At 32.1% G+C, this 18,538-nt stretch carries 17 protein-coding genes and 2 tRNA genes; 11 read left to right on the top strand and 8 right to left on the bottom strand.

All coding sequences use genetic code 11. From position 1 onward, the window contains the following. Positions 1-55 precede the first annotated feature (55 nt). From ACR0QS_RS03605 to ACR0QS_RS03570, 8 genes are all read left to right on the top strand, one after another. Entirely contained in the window at positions 56-1,579 is a 1,524-nt protein-coding gene (locus tag ACR0QS_RS03605; protein WP_432632080.1) for a sodium:solute symporter, read from the top strand. Positions 1,580-1,623: 44 nt separating this feature from the next. Next, positions 1,624-2,781 carry a cyclically-permuted mutarotase family protein gene (locus tag ACR0QS_RS03600; protein ID WP_432632079.1) on the top strand — a complete coding sequence of 386 codons (1,158 nt, stop codon included), beginning with the start codon at positions 1,624-1,626 and terminating at the stop codon, positions 2,779-2,781. Between the two features lie 168 nt (positions 2,782-2,949). Continuing rightward, entirely contained in the window at positions 2,950-3,864 is a 915-nt protein-coding gene (locus tag ACR0QS_RS03595) for a dihydrodipicolinate synthase family protein (RefSeq protein ID WP_432632078.1), read from the top strand. A 65-nt stretch (positions 3,865-3,929) separates the two neighbouring features. Beyond that, complete coding sequence (locus ACR0QS_RS03590) at positions 3,930-4,394, top strand: YhcH/YjgK/YiaL family protein (RefSeq protein WP_432632077.1); 465 nt, start codon at positions 3,930-3,932, stop codon at positions 4,392-4,394. 447 nt (positions 4,395-4,841) lie between these two features. Next, positions 4,842-5,816 carry an Rpn family recombination-promoting nuclease/putative transposase gene (locus tag ACR0QS_RS03585; protein WP_432632076.1) on the top strand — a complete coding sequence of 325 codons (975 nt, stop codon included), beginning with the start codon at positions 4,842-4,844 and terminating at the stop codon, positions 5,814-5,816. 732 nt (positions 5,817-6,548) lie between these two features. Beyond that, entirely contained in the window at positions 6,549-7,811 is a 1,263-nt protein-coding gene (locus ACR0QS_RS03580) for a hypothetical protein (protein WP_432632075.1), read from the top strand. Between the two features lie 17 nt (positions 7,812-7,828). Beyond that, a complete protein-coding gene (locus ACR0QS_RS03575; protein WP_432632074.1) occupies positions 7,829-9,187 on the top strand; it encodes a sialidase family protein in 1,359 nt (452 codons plus the stop codon). Between the two features lie 28 nt (positions 9,188-9,215). Beyond that, entirely contained in the window at positions 9,216-10,454 is a 1,239-nt protein-coding gene (locus tag ACR0QS_RS03570; RefSeq protein ID WP_432632073.1) for a hypothetical protein, read from the top strand. Between the two features lie 146 nt (positions 10,455-10,600). Here ACR0QS_RS03570 and ACR0QS_RS03565 read toward each other — a convergent pair whose 3' ends face one another. The 7 genes from ACR0QS_RS03565 to ACR0QS_RS03535 all read right to left on the bottom strand — a co-directional run bounded on the left by ACR0QS_RS03565 (position 10,601) and on the right by ACR0QS_RS03535 (position 14,689). Continuing rightward, the gene (locus ACR0QS_RS03565) at positions 10,601-11,782 is read right to left on the bottom strand and encodes an AGE family epimerase/isomerase (protein ID WP_432632072.1); all 1,182 of its coding nucleotides are present in this window, start codon (positions 11,780-11,782) and stop codon (positions 10,601-10,603) included. A 102-nt stretch (positions 11,783-11,884) separates the two neighbouring features. Then, positions 11,885-12,373, bottom strand: a complete 489-nt coding sequence (rnhA, locus tag ACR0QS_RS03560) for a ribonuclease HI (protein WP_432632071.1) — start codon at positions 12,371-12,373, stop codon at positions 11,885-11,887. Further along, the gene (locus ACR0QS_RS03555; protein ID WP_432632070.1) at positions 12,366-13,412 is read right to left on the bottom strand and encodes a DHH family phosphoesterase; all 1,047 of its coding nucleotides are present in this window, start codon (positions 13,410-13,412) and stop codon (positions 12,366-12,368) included. The genes rnhA and ACR0QS_RS03555 overlap by 8 nt, the downstream gene beginning before the upstream one ends. Positions 13,413-13,464: 52 nt before the next feature. Further along, positions 13,465-13,830, bottom strand: coding sequence for a 30S ribosome-binding factor RbfA (gene rbfA / locus ACR0QS_RS03550; RefSeq protein ID WP_432632069.1), 366 nt, complete (start codon positions 13,828-13,830; stop codon positions 13,465-13,467). A 20-nt stretch (positions 13,831-13,850) separates the two neighbouring features. Then, the gene (locus ACR0QS_RS03545; protein ID WP_432632068.1) at positions 13,851-14,315 is read right to left on the bottom strand and encodes a chemotaxis protein CheW; all 465 of its coding nucleotides are present in this window, start codon (positions 14,313-14,315) and stop codon (positions 13,851-13,853) included. A 188-nt stretch (positions 14,316-14,503) separates the two neighbouring features. Further along, a tRNA-Glu gene (locus ACR0QS_RS03540) sits at positions 14,504-14,577 on the bottom strand. Positions 14,578-14,616: 39 nt separating this feature from the next. Next, positions 14,617-14,689: transfer RNA gene (locus ACR0QS_RS03535), tRNA-Lys, on the bottom strand. Between the two features lie 180 nt (positions 14,690-14,869). On the opposite strand from ACR0QS_RS03535, the gene ACR0QS_RS03530 reads away from it, so the two are divergent. The 3 genes from ACR0QS_RS03530 (at position 14,870) to ACR0QS_RS03520 (ending at position 17,695) form a co-directional block, all read left to right on the top strand. Then, on the top strand, positions 14,870-15,427 hold the full coding sequence (locus tag ACR0QS_RS03530; protein ID WP_432632067.1) for a DUF4416 family protein: 558 nt from the start codon (positions 14,870-14,872) through the stop codon (positions 15,425-15,427). A 92-nt stretch (positions 15,428-15,519) separates the two neighbouring features. Then, positions 15,520-16,167 (top strand): hypothetical protein, encoded by a 648-nt coding sequence (locus ACR0QS_RS03525; RefSeq protein WP_432632066.1) that lies wholly within the window; start codon positions 15,520-15,522, stop codon positions 16,165-16,167. Continuing rightward, a complete protein-coding gene (locus ACR0QS_RS03520; RefSeq protein ID WP_432632065.1) occupies positions 16,154-17,695 on the top strand; it encodes a hypothetical protein in 1,542 nt (513 codons plus the stop codon). The genes ACR0QS_RS03525 and ACR0QS_RS03520 overlap by 14 nt, the downstream gene beginning before the upstream one ends. A gap of 94 nt (positions 17,696-17,789) precedes the next feature. On the opposite strand, the gene ACR0QS_RS03515 is transcribed toward ACR0QS_RS03520, so the two are convergent. Then, positions 17,790-18,230, bottom strand: coding sequence for an ankyrin repeat domain-containing protein (locus ACR0QS_RS03515; RefSeq protein ID WP_432632064.1), 441 nt, complete (start codon positions 18,228-18,230; stop codon positions 17,790-17,792). Positions 18,231-18,538 lie beyond the last annotated feature (308 nt).

Here is an 18,538-nt window from a genome sequence, read left to right as displayed (position 1 = left end):
TGCCAGAGGCACGCCTCACTCTGTGGGCTTTAGCCTTGGCGAAGGAGAGTTTTTTATGGCTTGGCATTGGTTTGACTGGGTTGTAATACTTTTGTATTTTACTGCTATGTTTTTGATTGGGGTTTTCTTTTCGAGAAGAACCAAATCAACAAACGATTATTTTAACGCGGGCGCGAGAGTTCCCGCAATTGTAACGGCATTAAGTATTTATGCTACGGCGTTATCTTCGATTTCGTTTATTGCCGTTCCAGCGTCTATTTATAATAACGGCTGGCTTTTGGGAATGGGACCGCTTGGAATAATACTTTTAATGATTCCTGTAGCGTTGGTATTTATTCCGTTTTTCAGAAGATTAAAAGTGACTACGATTTACGAATGGTTGGGCGCAAGATTTTCTTATAGCATAAGACTGCTTGGAAGTTTATCTTTCATAGCTTTCCATTTGGTTAGAATGGCTATAGTTCTTTATCTTCCAACTTTGGCTATGGTTCAGGCTCTTCCGAATTTGAATCCCGTAATAGTCACTTTATTGGTTGGATTATTCTGCGTGGCTTATACTTCTATTGGCGGAATGGAAGCGGTTTTATGGTCGGACGCTATCGAGGCGGTAGTCTTATTTCTCGGAGCTTTATTAATTATAATAGTCGCTTTTGCTACAGTCGGAGTGGGCGAGGGATTCTCAATTTTGGCAAGAGACGGAAAATTAATAGGTCCCGATTTCTTCTCTCTCAATTTGGTAAAACAGAGTATTTGGGCTATGATGATAGGCGCTTTCTTCGGTTCGATTTATCAATATGTCGGAGGTCAGGATATAGTTCAAAGATATAATACCACTAAAAACGAAAAAGAGGCTCAAAAAAGTTTGTTAATAAATATTCCTTTGGCATGCACAAGTTCGATAATATTTATTGGCATGGGTTCGGCATGTTATATTTTCTTTAATTCTGGTAGAGCAAGTTTGCCCGAAGGCATAAGCGGAAACGCGATTTTACCTCACTTTATTATGGATTACCTTCCCGTTGGAATTTCAGGTTTGGTAATAGCCGCCGTATTTGCCGCCGCTCAATCTACAGTTTCTTCAAGTTTGAATTCGGTTTCCACTTGTATGACAAAAGATATACTTGAAAAATTAAGACCAGATTTAAGCGACAAATTCAAACTTAATTTTGCAAGAGCTTCAAGCTGGATTGTCGGACTTATAAGCACATTACTTGCCGTTAGATTTTTAAGCGGAGGACCGAGCGATATTTATTTATATTTCCAAGCGATAACGGGACTTTTGGGAGGACCAATAGCTTCGGTAATTTTGGTTGGAATATTTTTCGACAAAGTTAATACCGTTGCCGTTTGGATAGGTTTTGTGGCTTCAACTATTTTGGCTTTCTATTTGACCGACCCTGCGGGAATAGTTTCAATGTTGATTCCAGCTTATAGCAAACCGCCTGTATTCGAGGTTTTGATTTCGTTCTTAATCATAGTTGCGGGCGTTATAGTTTCTTTAATCGCTTCTTTGATATGCGGAAAGCCGAGCAAAGATAAAACGGATAATTTAACTTATTCGAGTTTGATGAAAAAGTAAGAATAAAAATAAATAAAAGATAAAAAATTAAATGAGGTAAAAATATGAGACAATTATTAAATTCTATAATTATAATTAGCTTTATATTCGCTTGCCTAATCGGTTGCGAAAATAATTCTTCCAATTCAAATGTATTGGACAGCAAAGTCGATAAAAAAATTCTCTGGGAAATGGGAGGACATTTACCCGCTCAAACGGGAATGGATAAGAATATAGGAACTGCGGGCTTATTGCATGGAGTTTTGGAAGGAAAATATATAGTAGTTGGCGGAGGAGCAAATTTCCCTTATGAATCCGTATTAAACAACGGAATAAAAAAATCATATTCGGATATTTATATGCTCGAAGATAAAAACGGAAGTTTGGAAGTCATAGAACATATAAATTGGGAAAATGAAATTGGCTACGGTTCTTCCGTTACAACTAAAGACGGCATATATTATTTGGGAGGTTCTACAAATCCTGAAGCTGATGACGATATATTATTTATCACTTTACAAAACGGCAAATTAAATATTGAAAAAATAGGAGACTTGCCTTTTACTCTTCAAAACGGTTTGGCAGTTGAAAAAGACGGTAAATTATATATAGCGGGCGGAAGCAAAGGAAACGGAAATTCAAGCGGATTATACGAATACGATTTAACCTCAAAAGAAATTAAAGAACTCTCTCCGATTCCTCAAGAGGCAGTGAGAATGCAATTTGTCGGACAAATATTAAACGGAAACCTTTATATATTTAGCGGAGCGGGAAATATAGCATATACGGACGGTTATAAATACGATTTCGATAACGATACTTGGACAAAAGTTGCCGATGTTTCATTAAACGGAAAAGCTTTAACTGTTGCGGGCGGTAATTCGGTAAAATTAAACGAAAAAGAAATGCTCGTTATGGGAGGCGTTAATAAAGAATTTTTCGATAATGCCGTTGCAAAATTGGGAACTCTTCAAGGCAAAGCTTTAGCCGATTTTAGAGACTATTATTTTAGAGCGGACCCTTACGAATTTAAATTTAACAGCGATATATTGATTTATAATGCAGATTCGGATAGTTGGAGAAGTATTGGAGAATCGCCTTTCGACCCTAACGCTGGCGCCGCTTTATTATTGATTGGAAATAAAATCTATTCGATAAACGGCGAAATAAAAGCTGGAGTTAGAACGGATAAAATGTTTGTGGGAACGATATTTGCAAAATAATTTAAAAAATAATTTAAGATAATGCAAGATAAATTTTTAATAAAGCTAAAATAAAAATATATGACTGTTCTAAATAATTATTTATGATTTATATTATTTAGGGCAGTCTAAATATTATTAAATATTAAAAATAAATTAAAATAAAAAATTTTTAAGGAGAGAATTGCAATGAGAGATTTAGAAAAGTATAGAGGCGTCATACCCGCATTTTATGCTTGCTATGACGATAAGGGAAATGTAAGCAAAGAAAGAGCTAAAAAATTTGCTTCGTTTTTAATCGATAAGGGAGTTAAAGGCTTATATGTCGGAGGTTCTTCAGGAGAATGTATCTATCAAAGCAAAGAAGATAGAAAATTAATACTCGAATCGGTTATGGAAGTGGCTAAAGGTAAAATTACCATAATCGCTCATGTAGCCTGCAATAATACTGCGGACGGAGAAGAATTGGCGGCGCATGCGGAAAAATTGGGAGTAGACGCAATAGCGGCGATTCCTCCTATTTATTTTCATTTACCCGATTATGCTATAGCGGATTATTGGAACGATATGAGCAAAGCGGCTCCGAATACGGATTTTATAATTTATAATATTCCTCAACTTGCGGGAGTTTCTTTAACCGTTTCGCTTTATAAAAAAATGCGTGAAAACCCGAAAGTTATAGGAGTAAAAAATTCTTCAATGCCCGTTCAAGATATTCAAATGTTTAAGGATGTTGCTGGAGACGACAGCGTAATATTCAACGGGCCAGACGAACAGTTTGTAGGCGGCAGAATAATGGGAGCGGACGGAGGAATTGGCGGCACTTACGGAGTTATGCCCGAATTATTTTTGGCGGCGGATAAAGCGGTGAGAGAATGCGATTTCAAAAAAGCTCAAGATATTCAATTTAAAATCGACAGAATAATTTACGCTATGTGTTCCTGTCATGGAAATTTATACGCCGTTATGAAAGAGATTTTAAGAAAGCAGGGAATAGATATAGGCGGAGTTAGAAAACCTCTTGCCGATATTATAGAGAGCGACAAAAAACAGATTGATATTTGCTATAAAATGATTGAAGATGCAAAAAGCGGTTTAAAATAATATTTAATGTAGTATAATTAATCTATAATAAATAAATAATAAATAAAAATTTTTAAGGATAAATTATGATTTTAAAACCTATAAAAAGCGAATTTAATAAAGACTTCCATGAAAGAATATGGAAAGCAAAAAATTATGTGAGAGAACATTACGAAGAATTGAAAAAACTTTCGGTTGGACAGCATAAACTCGATAAAGAGATATGCGAAGGCGCTTTTATCAATATAATGGAATACGACAGTAAAGAAAATCCGCCTTGGGAATCTCATTTGCAGTTTGTCGATATTCAAATAATATTCGAGGGAGCGGAAGATTATATTATCGCAAACACTTCCGATTTGACGCCGAAAGAATACGATATTAAAACCGATTATCATAACTGGGAAGGCGAGGGAACGGCTCGTTTGACTTTGACGCAGGGAAATATTTTGATTCTATTGCCTTATGACGCGCATAGAGTCGGACTCGCTCCGAAATCGGGAAAAACTCATGTTAGAAAAGGCATAGTGAAAGTGCCTTATAAAGCTTAAAAAGAATTTGAAAATTTATTTTTTATAATACAAAAAGTTTGTCGCCGCAATGACAAGCTTTTTGTTAATATTGCAAAATATATTATTGAATTTCTTTAATATTTTGTTATAATAATCTATATGAAAGATAATAAGAATAACATTGAAGTTAAAAAATTGAGGCTAAAGCCCGCCTTTGCCGTAGGCACACAGAGTGTGGCGAAAAAATGGACAAGGCTAGACTAAAAGCCCGCAGAAGCAAGGCTAGGCTAAAGCCCACACGCTGACTAAAGTCCGCCTTCGGCGAAAGCGGGCAGTAGCCAAGTGAAGCCCGCTTTCAGCGAAAACAACTCCGTTTAGATTACAAAATCTAGTAATTTATTGGGATAGATTTTTATGGAAATTAAATTTTACAAAATTTTTTAATTTGAATTTTGACAAATAAAATTATTCTGTTATAATATCCTTATGAAGAGAAAAATAAATAGAAATAGAGAAATTAACAAACTCAACGATTTATTCGTCCGATTTCTGCTCGGCAAAAACGGAAATGAAAAAGTGCTTGAAGACATGGTTAACGCCGCTTTAAGAGACTTCAATTTTGAGGAAGTTAAAGATTTGGAAATAATCGACCCTTACAATCTTACGGAAAATATCGACTTGAAAGAATCGATTATTGATATTAAAGCGAAGACAAAAAACAATCAGACGGTTATAATCGAAATTCAACTTTGCGGAAATATGGATTTTCTTAAAAGAATTTTTTATTATATTTCAAAAAATATCGTTAATGAATTGAAAGAAGGCGAAGATTACAAACAACTTTCAGGAATAATAAGCATAAATTTACTTAACTTTAATTTAGACTTTGGAGATGAAGGTAAACCGCATCGCTGTTTTAAATTAATCGACACGAAAAACCATAATGTAGATTTAGATTTTATCCAAATGCATGTTATCGAAGCGAAACGATTTATTGAAATAATTGAAAAATCAACTTTAGACGAATTAAAGAAAAACAAATTATTAACTTGGATGAAATTTTTCACAACCAAAAATTTAAAATCTATAGAAAAAGAATTGAAGGAGGCAAACCCAATTATGACAAAAGTTATTGAAGAATACAAGAGATTTACTTCTGACGATAAACTAATGCGAGCCTATGACGCCCGAGATGCATTTTTGGTAGGACAAAAAATAATGCTGGATAGAGAACGCAAAGAAGGAATTAAAGAAGGTATTGAAAAAGGGATAAAAAAAGGAATTAAAAAAGGTATAAGAGAAGGTAAACTTGAGGGCATAAGAGAAGGCAGACATGCCGAACAAATCTCAATGGCAATCGCTATGAAAAAAGACGGAGCGGATATTAATCTAATTTCAAAATATACTGGATTAACTATCGAAGAAATCCGCAACCTGCGTCCAGATGGAGAAAAACTTTAATTTACAAATTGCATGCGGACGAGAAAAAAAATAATCAAATTATCATGCATATTTTTTCCGTAAAATAATTTAATCATGTTTACGGAATGAAAAAACTTTAATTAAATTTTATTGCTATATTTATAACGAAATTCTTTTAATCATAGTTGCAAAATTCTGCCGAATGAAAAAAAATTAATCAAATTATTCTGCGTATTTTTTCTGTAAAATAATTTAATCGCGTTTACGGAATGAAAAAACTTAATTAAATTATCATTTTATCTATTTTTCAACGAAATTTTTTAATTATAATCGCTAAATTCTGCCGAAATAATCAAATTTTAAAAAAAATTAAGTGTGAAAATTCAAAAAAAATTCCTATCAACTATTAATTTTTCAAAATTTATTCGTAAATTTATAGATTTATCATAAAAAATTTGAATTTTTTTAAAAAAATACTTGACAATCGCCTTTAAATTTACTATATTATAAGTGGAAGGCAAAATGAGGTTTGATTATGGAAAATTTGAGATTTAGTTACTATACTATACTATACTATACTATACTATACTATACTATACTATACTATAAATCTGCTCTTTTCGTTTAATTCTATATTTTTTATTTTAGCCTTATATTTATCCTCTAAATATTCATTAAACGGCTATATTTCTAAAACTCAAAAACTGGTAATTAGCGTTTTATCCTTAAGCGCTTTTTATAAAAAAATATTATTTACGGAGGTTTTTAATTATGAAAACTGCTAAAAAACTAATATTATTTATTGCGAGTTTAACGATTTTTGGCATGATTATTCTGCTTTCATGCCATAACAGGTATACGGGACCTAACAAAAGAAATATATTTGAAGAGGGTAGCGGAGATTATATATTGCCTGCAAATTTTCTATTACAAGAAGAACAATATTCTCCTATGAGTCCAGATAGTCAAGCGGTTGTTTTGTTTACCAACGAATGTTTAATTCCTGCTTTGACTACTACTTCAAAGGGAACTTTAATCGCAGCTGTCGGATGCGGAACTACTAAAGGAAGAATTATTGGTAAAAGAAGTTCTGATTTTGGTAAATCTTGGGTTGAATTTACGGCATTTAATGATAGTGATTTTAGCGATAGCCATGTCCATCCATTTTTTATTAATTCCCATGATGGTAGTATTTTATTAGGAATTGCCACGACTAACTCTTCTAGAAATGAAGCCGTTATATATAGAAGCGTTAATGACGGCATAAGTTGGACAAAATACGGAACTAATTTAATTATGACGAATTTAATACCAGTTACTAATAAAGGTGTAGAATTGACTCCTGATAATTCTTTTGTAACTTATGGAAACGGCGTGACTTTAAGACATGGAACTAATAGAAATACATTAATATTCCCATTCTATTATCAACAAAAGAAAAATTCTAAAGGTCATTGCACGGCTACTATGATTTCGAGAGATAATGGCGAAAGTTGGGAACAGCTTGGCACAGATTTAGGAGATTTCTCCTCATTTGAAACTAAATTAATAGAACTTGCGGACGGGAATATATTACTTTATATGAAACAACCGAATAATAATCAAGCGGCTTGGTTTTTATCTACAAATTGCGGAAGTAGTTGGGATTTGAAAACAACTTTTAATGCTGCCGCTTGGAATGATAATATTTCCCATGTTGATTTTACAAGATATGAATTCAATGGAAAAGATATTAAACCTAATGGCGCTAAATATGCGTTAATGGTTTATGCTCCAAGAACTGGAAATGAGAATGGGATTATAATGACTACCACCGATTTTAATAGCGGAAGTTCGGGAGTGCCAGCATATAGAAATACTATTTCTACAAATGCCAGCAGTAATTCTTATCCCGCTATAACAATTTTACCAGACGGAACTATTGCGACTATATCTGCAGAAACAAACAATATGATTTTCAGAAGATTTAATTTATCATGGCTTACGGAGGAAGCGGATTATGTAGACTATGATAATGATAATGTTCTTAAATAAAATAAAGGAGGTTATATATGCGAAAAAGATATTTTTTTATTTCATTAATCTTAAGTTTAGTAATTGCGGGAATATTTGCCTGTAAATACGGCGGTTTGAGTTCAAGCGGTTTAGACTTTAGCGCGTTAAATAGGGGAGGCGGTTTTGCGGACGGACTTCATGGCTATAACGGAAAAATTGATTACGGAATCGGAAAGAGAATAGCGCCAAATATGGATAACGCGGTAGAGGTGTTTCCATTTCAAGACGGAACGGCTTATTATAGAATTCCGTCATTGGTTGTAACCACTAACGGAACATTGCTTGCATTTGCAGATAGAAGATACAATAACAGAAACGATTTGCCTAACAGAATAGAGGTTGAAGTTAAAAGAAGCACGAATCAAGGAAAAACATGGTCAAAACGAATTAGAGTGACTCCAAGAAGCGTATCGGATATAGACGGGCATGGAGATGTCGCTACCGTTGTCGTTAGAAAGACGGGAACTATTTTAGCCTTTGTAGTTAATGGAGCGGGATTTGTATCAACGGCGGGACAAACTCTTATATCCACTCCAAATACGCCTCAGAAAATCATTCTATTTAAGAGCGATGATGATGGAAAAACTTGGAGCGCTGGAGAAGATATAACATCTCAAATATACGGCGCTCAATGTAAAGTAGCTTCAAGGCAGGGCTGGTATGCCGCTTTTGTATCTTCGGGAAACGGCGTTCAATTATCTACGGGAAGAATAATATTCGTTATAAATGTTAGAGAAAGCAAGCAAACCGCAGTTACTACATTCAAAAACTACGCTATGTATTCCGATGACGGCGGTAAAACTTGGCAAGTATCCAAAAATGCCCCTAAAAATTCTGGCGGGGGAAACGAGTCTAAAATAGTGGAACTTACGGACGGCAGATTATTAATGTCTTCTCGCCCGTCTTCTGGAAATAAGAGAATGCATGCCTATTCGAGCGATGGAGGAGAAACTTGGACTGATTCTGCGCCAAAAAGCGATATTACGGTTGCAGGTTCAAACGGAGATATGATTTATTATACTTCGGTTAAAAACGGCTGGGATACTAATAGAATAATTCACTTTATACCTACGGCGACTACTATCGTATCGGGAGAAGGACAATATAACGGAAGAAGAGGACCTGCCGAACCTTATTTCTATTATAGTTATGACGATGGAGAGACTTTTCAAAAAAGTCCGCCAGTTAAAGTCGGACAGCAATCGGGTTATTCTTCTTTAGCCGTTCTGCATGACGGAAGTATCGGCGTATTATACGAAGATAAATCTTGGGGAGGACCTATTAAATTTATGAGGGTAAATTTTGAATGGCTTACGAAAGGCAAAGATAAAGGACCTAAAAAATCTGGCAGTTAAAAAAATTAATAGGCAAAGGAGTGCGTTTATGAAAAGATTAATTACTATACTGTTTTTTATACTGGTTTCAAGCAGAGTGTTTGGTTTTTACGGGGACGGAAGCGGAAGAAGTTTTATAGACTTTCTTATGGATAAAGACCAGTTAAGATTTAGAACCGACCATATGGGCTTTCTATACGGATGCGGAACCGATTACTTGAGGCTAGCTGTTGGATTCTCGGGTAAAACTTCGGGTATATTATTCGATAACTTTACCAACGACTATAGCGAATCGGAAAAGTTGAGAATCTATTTCCGCCCTGCCGTTTCTTTGGCTTTAGGGTATAAATCCGACCTTATAAGCGTAGGCGGAGCGTATCAGTTTAGATATATCGACACCAATTACATGGTTCATACTCCCGCGCTTATACTTACCGCTATGGATAATACTTTAAGATTCAATATTCCAGTAGCGATAGGCATCGGCGAGCGGACGGTAAGGAATACCTTGATAATCTCCACTTCTGTTGAAGCGAGATATTATTTCCATAAGTTTATAGATTATTTGAGTCAGCTGAGGCTGTATGTTCATTACGGTTATGCAAGAATAGGATGGGCGCAAAAGTTATTTGATGAAGGGCTTAGTGTCGACCCTAATAATAAAAATATATTCAAAGAACAGTCTTCTATAGGCGTTGATTTAAGAGCTTATTTCAATTTTCCTACTCGAAGCGGTTTATCTATAGAACCTTATATAAGGGTTTTATATAGCACCGCTTTAGAAACGGTTGAGAATCAAAACGGATATTTAAGAAGATATGCGGGCAATAACTTCAATATCAACGCTTACGGTTTTGATGCTGGTTCTTTGGGAATAGCTCCTGGCGAACAAGAAGAGTTTTCGGGCGGTTATGTCGCAAGCACGCCAGCAATCCCGAGTCCGCAGGGTTTATTCGCTATCGAGGGAATATATCGAGTAGGATTAGCTTTGCCAGTAGGATTTAGGGCATCCTGCGATTATTACGGCTTCTATCTCGAGCCTTCTTTGAGCGTAACCATAATGGGCGGAAAAAGTATCTCTTTAATGAACATGAACAAGAAGGGACCTTTTGTCACATTCGGTTATGTGGTATATGCCGAGTTATATTTGACGCCTAAACCCGATATAGAACTTTATTTAGAGTTTCAAACGGGCGGAGCGACAAGATGGGGCAATTTGGACCCAGCTTATAGCGATGGAACGGCTTTAGTTATAAACGCTTCTGCGGGAATAACTTGGTATTTCTAAACTTGAAACAATATTTTTTTCTCTTTAAGTATATTATATAGTCGTCTTAAAATTAAATTAGACGGCTATATATTTTTAAAATAATTAAAGTAAAAATTATTAACTATAAAACTATTTCAAAATTTCAATATAAAAAGCGGATTTTATTAACCGTTAATTAAATCTATAATTTCTGCGCATTTCATATACATTCTTGGAATATGAAAAGGTCCTTTATACATATTACCCTTTAAGTCGGTTGATAGGCTTCCGTCTCTATGTAAATAACCGAACCATTCGCCATGCTCTTTATCTATAAATTTCTTCGTATATTCTTTTACCATATTATGCATTTCTAAATATTTTTCGTTTTTTGTAAAATAGTAAGCGTAGAGAGTGGCAATAGCGGCTTCCGTTTGGGGCCACCAGAATTTCATGTCATGCCAATAATCGCTTTTTGGTTTGCCTAAAACATCCATAAACTGTATTATTCCGCCGTATTCTTTATCCCAGCCCCATTCCCACATCCAGTCGAAAATTTTTAATCCAAGTTCTATTAAATTTTTATCGTTTCCTCTTTCAATAGCTTCTCTCAATATAAACCAAGATGATTCAATCGCATGTCCGGGATTTAGCTGTCTTCCTTCAAAATGGTCTTGCAAACTTCCATCGGGATTGCATTGTTCCAAAACCGCTTTTTTCTCTTCGTATAAAAATATTTTTACTTGAGATAAAAGTCCGTCTATATATTTATCATAATATTCTTTATTTTCCGCGTCCGCTTTTCTTAATTCTTGAACTGTGGCAAGCATTATCATAGGAGGTCCGAAAGAAATTGTCGGGCGCTGATTAATGTCGAATTTTGGAACTAATAATTTTTGAATTTTATCGATTCTTTCAAGTAGTTCTCTCGCCTTTGTTATATAACTTTTATCGCGGCTCGCTCTAGAATACGAAGCCATAGCGATTATGCAAAAAGTTTCCGAAAAATAATATCTCAATCTCTTTATTACGCATTTTCCGTCTTCCGTTACTCTAAAAAACATTCTTCTGTCTCCGTCTTTATCGAAACAATATTTTTCCAAAAAGTCTATTCCCAATTTTGCCGCTTCCAAATATTCTTCTTTTTTTTCAAAATCCGCATAGAGAGTCGACAATACCCAAGCGAATCTTCCCTGAAACCATACGGATTTATCTCTGTCTATAATATTTCCTTTTCTGTCAAGCGCCGTCCAATATCCTCCGTTTTTCTTATCGAGTCCGTTTTTTAGCCAAAAAGGAATTATATTTTCTTTAAGCATATATAAATATTCTTTTTTTAATTCTGATAAATTATTTGCATTATTCATAAAAACTTCCAATTTAATTTTAATTTATTTTTAATTTTATTTTTTTAATAATTATATTATAAAATCGAAAAAATAAAATAAAATTTAATCGTTTAATTTATATTAATCGTTTATTTGAGATTTATTATAAAAACTCGCAATATATTTTTTATCTTCATGTTCGTCCATAAGAATATTGACGATTTCGTCCGCTCTATTGTTTTCTTTATTGTCCGAATGCCCTTTTACTTTTATAAATTCTATATTATGCTTTTTCGATAATTCGATTAATTTAATCCAATATTCTTTATTTTCAACGGGCTTTTTGTCGCTTTTAATCCAGTTATTTTTTTGCCAAGAATAAATCCATTCGTTCATTCCGTTTACCAAATATGCGCTGTCGCTATAAACTTTAATATTATGAGAATTTTTTAATCGCTCGAGCGCCTTTATAACCGCTTTCATTTCCATTTTATTATTTGTAGTATCGTTTTCGCTCTCGCCGATTTCAAGACGCAGATTATGTTTTTCGCTTATTAAAATCGCAGCCCAAGCTCCGAGTCCCGGATTTCCTCTGCATCCGCCGTCCGTATAAATTGTAATATTATCCATTTAATAATTTTAAGAGTTTATTTTTTATTTCGTTTATAAGTTTTTCTTTCGTCCAGTCTTTTTTGCTCACGGTAAAACCAGCTGCTTTTGGATGTCCGCCTCCTCCGAATGATTCTGCGACTTCTCTTATATTTTTATTTATTCTGCTTCTCATACTCACTCTAAAATCTTCTTCGCCTTCATGAATTATAAAACCGATAAAAACATCTTCCATTTGAATTAATATATCCGAAGCGCTTACCGTTATTTCTTTCATGCTATGTCCGTTTATAGTGTCCTGCAAACATATATATCCGATTTTTGTATCTTCGTCTATTATCATTCTTCGGTATATTTCCATCAAAGCGGCTACATCGACTCGAGTATATCTCTTTCTTACAACATTTCCAAGACTTTCTATTATCACTCCTTTTCCCATTAATTTTGAAGCGGCTGATAAAGTTTTTTCTGTAGTATTGCTGAAAACGAAACCTCCCGTATCGGTTGAGAGTCCGCAGTATAATAAAGTCGCTATTGTCGAATCGAAATTTTTTAAATAAGAAGAAAATATATCAAATATAATTTCGCAAGTGGCGGCGGCTTTAATGTCGTCATAAAACATGGTTACGCCTTTTATATTTCTAACTTTATGATGGTCTATAAATATTACTTCGTTATATTCGTCAAGTATATCGGCAATCCATCCTATTCTGTCAATATCTCCCGAGTCCAAAACTACCAAAACATCTTTTTTAGGCAGAGTTTTTTCGTCCACATTAAATATAACTTTGTCTATTAAAGGCAGATTTTGTAAATCTCTTTGCATTTTATCGGTATTCACAACCGTAGCTTTTCTTTTGAATATTTTTTTTACGAGCAAAGATAAACCCAAACATGAAGCGATGCAGTCGACATCGGGATTTCTATGTCCCGTTATCGTTATATTTTTAGCTTTCGATAGAGTTTTTAATATTTCTTTTATATTCGTTTTTATATTCTTTTTTGAAGCGGATTTTTTTACGATTTTTTTCTTTACCGCTTTTTTTACATTATTAGCCATAAGAATTTCCTTAATTAATTATTTCTTTATTTTATATTTTTAATAAAATAAATCAATTTTCATTCTTATCTTCGTTAATATTTAGATTTCTTATATTTGTCAATACTTTATTAGTTTCAATTAAAGTTTTATCGTAATGAAAAGTCAAATTCGGAACAAATTTAATTTTAAGACTTTTTTTAAGATACGAAAAAATAACTCCTTTTGCGCTGTTTAATCCGCTCAATACTTCGTCTTTTTTATCTTCGTTCAAACAAATAAAATATACTTTCGCGTTTTTAAAATCTTTATCGCATTCAACTTTTGTTATCGTTACAAGATTATTTTTTATTCTCGGGTCTTCGATTTCTTTAAATATGATAGCCGAAAGAAGCTGTTTAATATTTTCGTTTATTCTAAATATTCTATGAGAAGGCATATTGATTTTTATTCATTTAATTAAACTACCGAATTATTTACGGTATTATTCAAATCGTCAAGTTCGTTTTTCAAAAATACTTTGTCTATATTAACCAAAATAATCATCTGTTCGTTCGCCTTAACGAGTCCCGTTATATATCTATTGTCGATGCCCGAATTTATGTCTATATCTTCCTGAATATCTTCTTCGTTAATCGTAAGAACATCGGAAACTGAATCCACAACCAAACCGTATTTTTTATTTCCTATGGCAACTACAACGATAACGCAATTATCTGGATTCATAGGTTCTTCAAAATGAAATCTCGCCCTCAAATCTATAACGAGTATTATAGTTCCTCTTAAATTAATTATTCCTTTCAAATAATCGGGACAGTTTGGAATCGGAGTAGGCTGAATAAAATTAAGTATTTCCTGCACTTTTAATATATCTATTCCGTATAATTCGTTATTTATCTTAAACACAAGTATTTGATTTGACATATTATCTCCTTAAAACGATTTATTGATTATATTATATAACAAACATAAGTCAAGCTATTTTATTTTTTATTAATTTTACTTAATATTTATCGGAATAATATTTTTTCATTGTATTAAATAATTATAATAAAACAAAAATATTATAATAAAAATAAAAGCCCGCATCCGAACGAGTGCGAGCTTAAACGAACCGGTGACGGGTTTCGAACCCGCGAATGCAGGAATGAAAATCCTGTGTGTTAAACCACTTCACCACACCGGCATGTTATCTTTTAAAGAAGTCAAAATACAAAGAACTAAATGAGCCAAGAAGGGTTCGAACCTTCGACAACCGCCTTAAAAGGGCGATGCTCTACCGACTGAGCTATTGGCCCGCATTCGTTTTTAATCAAATGTTTGAATATATTACACTATTAACAAATTTTTGTCAAGCGTTATTTTTCTTAATTTTTATTAATTATTGTCTAATTATTGCTTTTTTATATCATTAACTTAAAATATCGGCATAATTTATTGATTTTATATAATTATTTAAAAATATTTTTGGAATTTCAATGAGCAAAACCTTAAAACAATCGAAAGCCGTTCTTATAATCGCTTTCATGTATAGAGATTTTGAAATTTACGATTTGGCATTAAATGACGTTATAGAAAATTTTGGTTCTATAAAAATTGTGAGCGAAGAATACTTATTTTCGCATTCGATATATTATAAAGAAGAAATGGGCGAAAATTTGAAGAAAAGATTTTTGGTTTTTGAAAATATGATTGAAAGAGATTATATTGTCGAAGTAAAAAAAATCACGGACGAAATAGAAAAAAAATATTTGGACGAAAAAGGAAACAGAAAAATAAATATAGACCCCGCGATACTAACGCTTGAAAATTTCATTTTGGCTACAAATAAAAATTTTACTCATAGAATATATTTGCGGGACGGAGTTTTTGCCGATTTGACTTTAATATATAAAAAGAAAAAAGGCTATGCGGAACTCGACTGGACTTACGCCGATTATTCGAGCGAGGAGACGAAATCGTTTTTAAATAATGTGAGAGATTTATTTTATAATCGTTTAATAGAAAGTTCGCCGTTCGGCGCTAATTGGAAATGAAAATTAATTTATAAAATATGATTATTGCATTTTTACATGATTAATTTATAATTACTTAAATTATTAATCGTATTAAGAATTAGGTTAATTTTATGTTTTCTATAAAAGATGTTATAAGAGAAGCTAAAATATTTTGCGAGACTGAGTCGAGAAAAAAACATAACGATATATTAGGCATAACGGACGGTAAAGCGGTTGGAACTTATGTAGAGCGTTTATTTAAAGAATATTTAAAATCAAAATATCCTAATATAAATTTAGGGAATAGCGCAGTCGGTATAGATTTGCCAGATATTAATACGGACATAAAAGTTACATCAATAAAACAGCCTCAAAGTTCTTGTCCTTTTAAAAATGCAGAACAAAAAATTTTTGGATTAGGATATAATTTATTAGTTTTTGTTTACGATAAGATAGAAAAAAGAAATATCTGCAATTTATATTTTAAATATTGTTCTTTTATTCCAGCCGATAGAACTTCCGATTTTACTATAACTAAAAGATTAATTGAAATGAAAAAAGACGGAGCTAATATTGAAGATATTATAGGATTTTTATCCGACAGAAATATTCCCGCAGACGATATAGGATATAATAAAATTGCGGATAAAATATTAAATTCTGATATTAAACAAGGTTATCTTACAATTTCAAACGCTTTGCAATGGAGAATTCAATATTCAAATGTTATAAAGTTAAATAATAATGTGGATGGAATAATAAATTATGAATGGAATTAAAAAAAAGGAATATGGAGATTATCAAACGCCGTCCGAATTTGCTTTTTTAATTCTTAATTATATAAATTCTATATTCAAAATAAATCCCGATTTAATAATAGAACCTACATGCGGAAAAGGTAATTTTTTAAAAGAAAGTTTAAATGTATTTCCAAAATCAAAGCTAATAGGAATTGATATTAATAAAAATTATATAGACGAAGCTAATTTGTCTGTTAATAGCAAGAAGGCGACTTTTTACTGCGGTAATATTTTAGATTTTGATTTATCTTCGCTTAATATAAATTCTAATTTTCAAACTCTTATAATAGGCAATCCGCCTTGGATTACAAATAGCAAACTTTCTAAATTAAATAGCGATAATCTTCCCGTGAAGAAAAATTTTAAAAATTTAAAAGGCATAGACGCTTTAACGGGACTATCTAACTTCGATATATGCGAATATATATTTTTAAAATTAATTAGTTTTTTTAAAAATTCAAATACTATTATTGCGCTATTGTGTAAAACAACTGTTGCAAGAAATGTATTTACGGAAATGCATAGACAGGGAATTAATTTTAATTTTGCCCGAATAGTTAAATTTGATGCTAAAAAGATTTTTAATGTTTCCGTAGATGCATGTTTATTTATATTAAGACTATCAAGCCGTAATGAAAAATTGCAAAATTATGAAGTCTGCGATATTTCTAATAATTCAAATATAAAAGAATCGGTAAAAATAAAAAATAATATTCTTATTTCAGAAAATAATAATTATGATTTTGAAGGAAAATGCAATTTTGTATGGAGGCAGGGCGTAAAGCATGATTGCGTTAATATTATGGAATTATATAGAAAGGATAATTTTTTATATAATAAATTAAATGAAAGAGTGGATATTGAAGAAGACTTATTATTTCCATTAATAAAAAGCAGTTCTTTAAAAAATAGAATTATTAACGAATATTCAAAATATATAATACTGACTCAAAAGTATATTGGAGAAGATACAAATTATATATATTTAAAATATCCAAAAACATGGGAATATTTAAAAAATAACGAAAAATATTTTTTGAAAAGAAAAAGTTCTATATATAGCAAATCCAAACCGTTTAGTATTTTTGGAGTCGGAGATTATTCTTTTTCTAAATATAAAGTAGGCGTATCAGGTTTTTATAAAAAGCCTTTATTTTCTTTACTATTATCAAATATTTCAAATAAACCTGTTATTATGGACGATACTTGCTATTTTTTAAGTTTTAATACTTATAACGAAGCCTATATAACAATGCTTGCGCTTAATAGTTTTAAAGTTCAGGAATTCCTTAAAAATATTTCATTTATAGATTCAAAGCGTCCATATAGTAAAAAAATATTAGATAGAATTGATTTTATTAAAATATTTGATTGTTTAACTTATAAAGAACTTAAGAAATGCGAAGAAAATAATGATATGAAGCCGTATTTATCTAAAGATTTATATAACAAATTCAAAAAATCATTAAAAGATTATGAAGCGTCTTCTTTATTTGTAGAGCGTTAATTAATATAAAGCCGCCCGTTAGGACGACTTTATATCAATAAAATAACAAGGAGAAAAAAATATGAAAAAAATTGCCGTTTATCTATCTAACCTCTTATTTAACCGCTCCCGCTTTTTTAAGTATTTTTACTATGTCTTTATATTCTTTTTCAAAAGCGTAAGCCAAAGCCGTTTTTTTATCTCTGTCTCTTATATTAAGAGTAGCGTCCGCTTCCACCAAAAGTTTTACTATTTCTATATGTCCTTCTTCCGCAGCTTTACTTAACGCGGTTCTGTTTTTTACATTTCCCACATTTATATTAACTTTTTTGTTTAAAAGGAGTTCAACTATTTCGGTAAATCCTTTTTCCGCCGCTTCCATCAAAGGAGTTTCGCCGAGCATATTTCTCGTGTTGATATTAACGCCCGCCATTATAAGTTCTCTCGCTTTATTAATATCGTTATTTTTTAGCGCTTTCATTAGCAAATCTTGTTCGCTGCCAAACAAACTCAATGATAATATAAATGTCGCTATAACAATAAATATTCGTTTCATAACCTTACTACTCCTTTGTTTTAATCTTATCCAAAAACCTTAACCCTTATAATCCCCTTAAAACCTTACCCTTATAATTCCCTTTCCAAAGATAACAATTTTTTTTAATTGTGGTCAACTTTTTTTTATTTTTTGTTTTTTCAATTTTTCGTTAACCTCAATTCATTTTCACTTTCTAAACATAAGATACAAAACTTTTAAAAAAGTGTTGTAAAATTTTTTATTTTTAAATTTTAAATTTTAAAAAAGTTTTTGACGATAAAAAATTTTTTGTTATATTTACTGAAATCAAAATTTCCGCTTAAAAT

Source organism: Brachyspira sp. (assembly GCF_050873525.1).
GTDB lineage: Bacteria > Spirochaetota > Brachyspiria > Brachyspirales > Brachyspiraceae > Brachyspira.
This window is presented reverse-complemented; position numbering and strand designations above follow the sequence as displayed.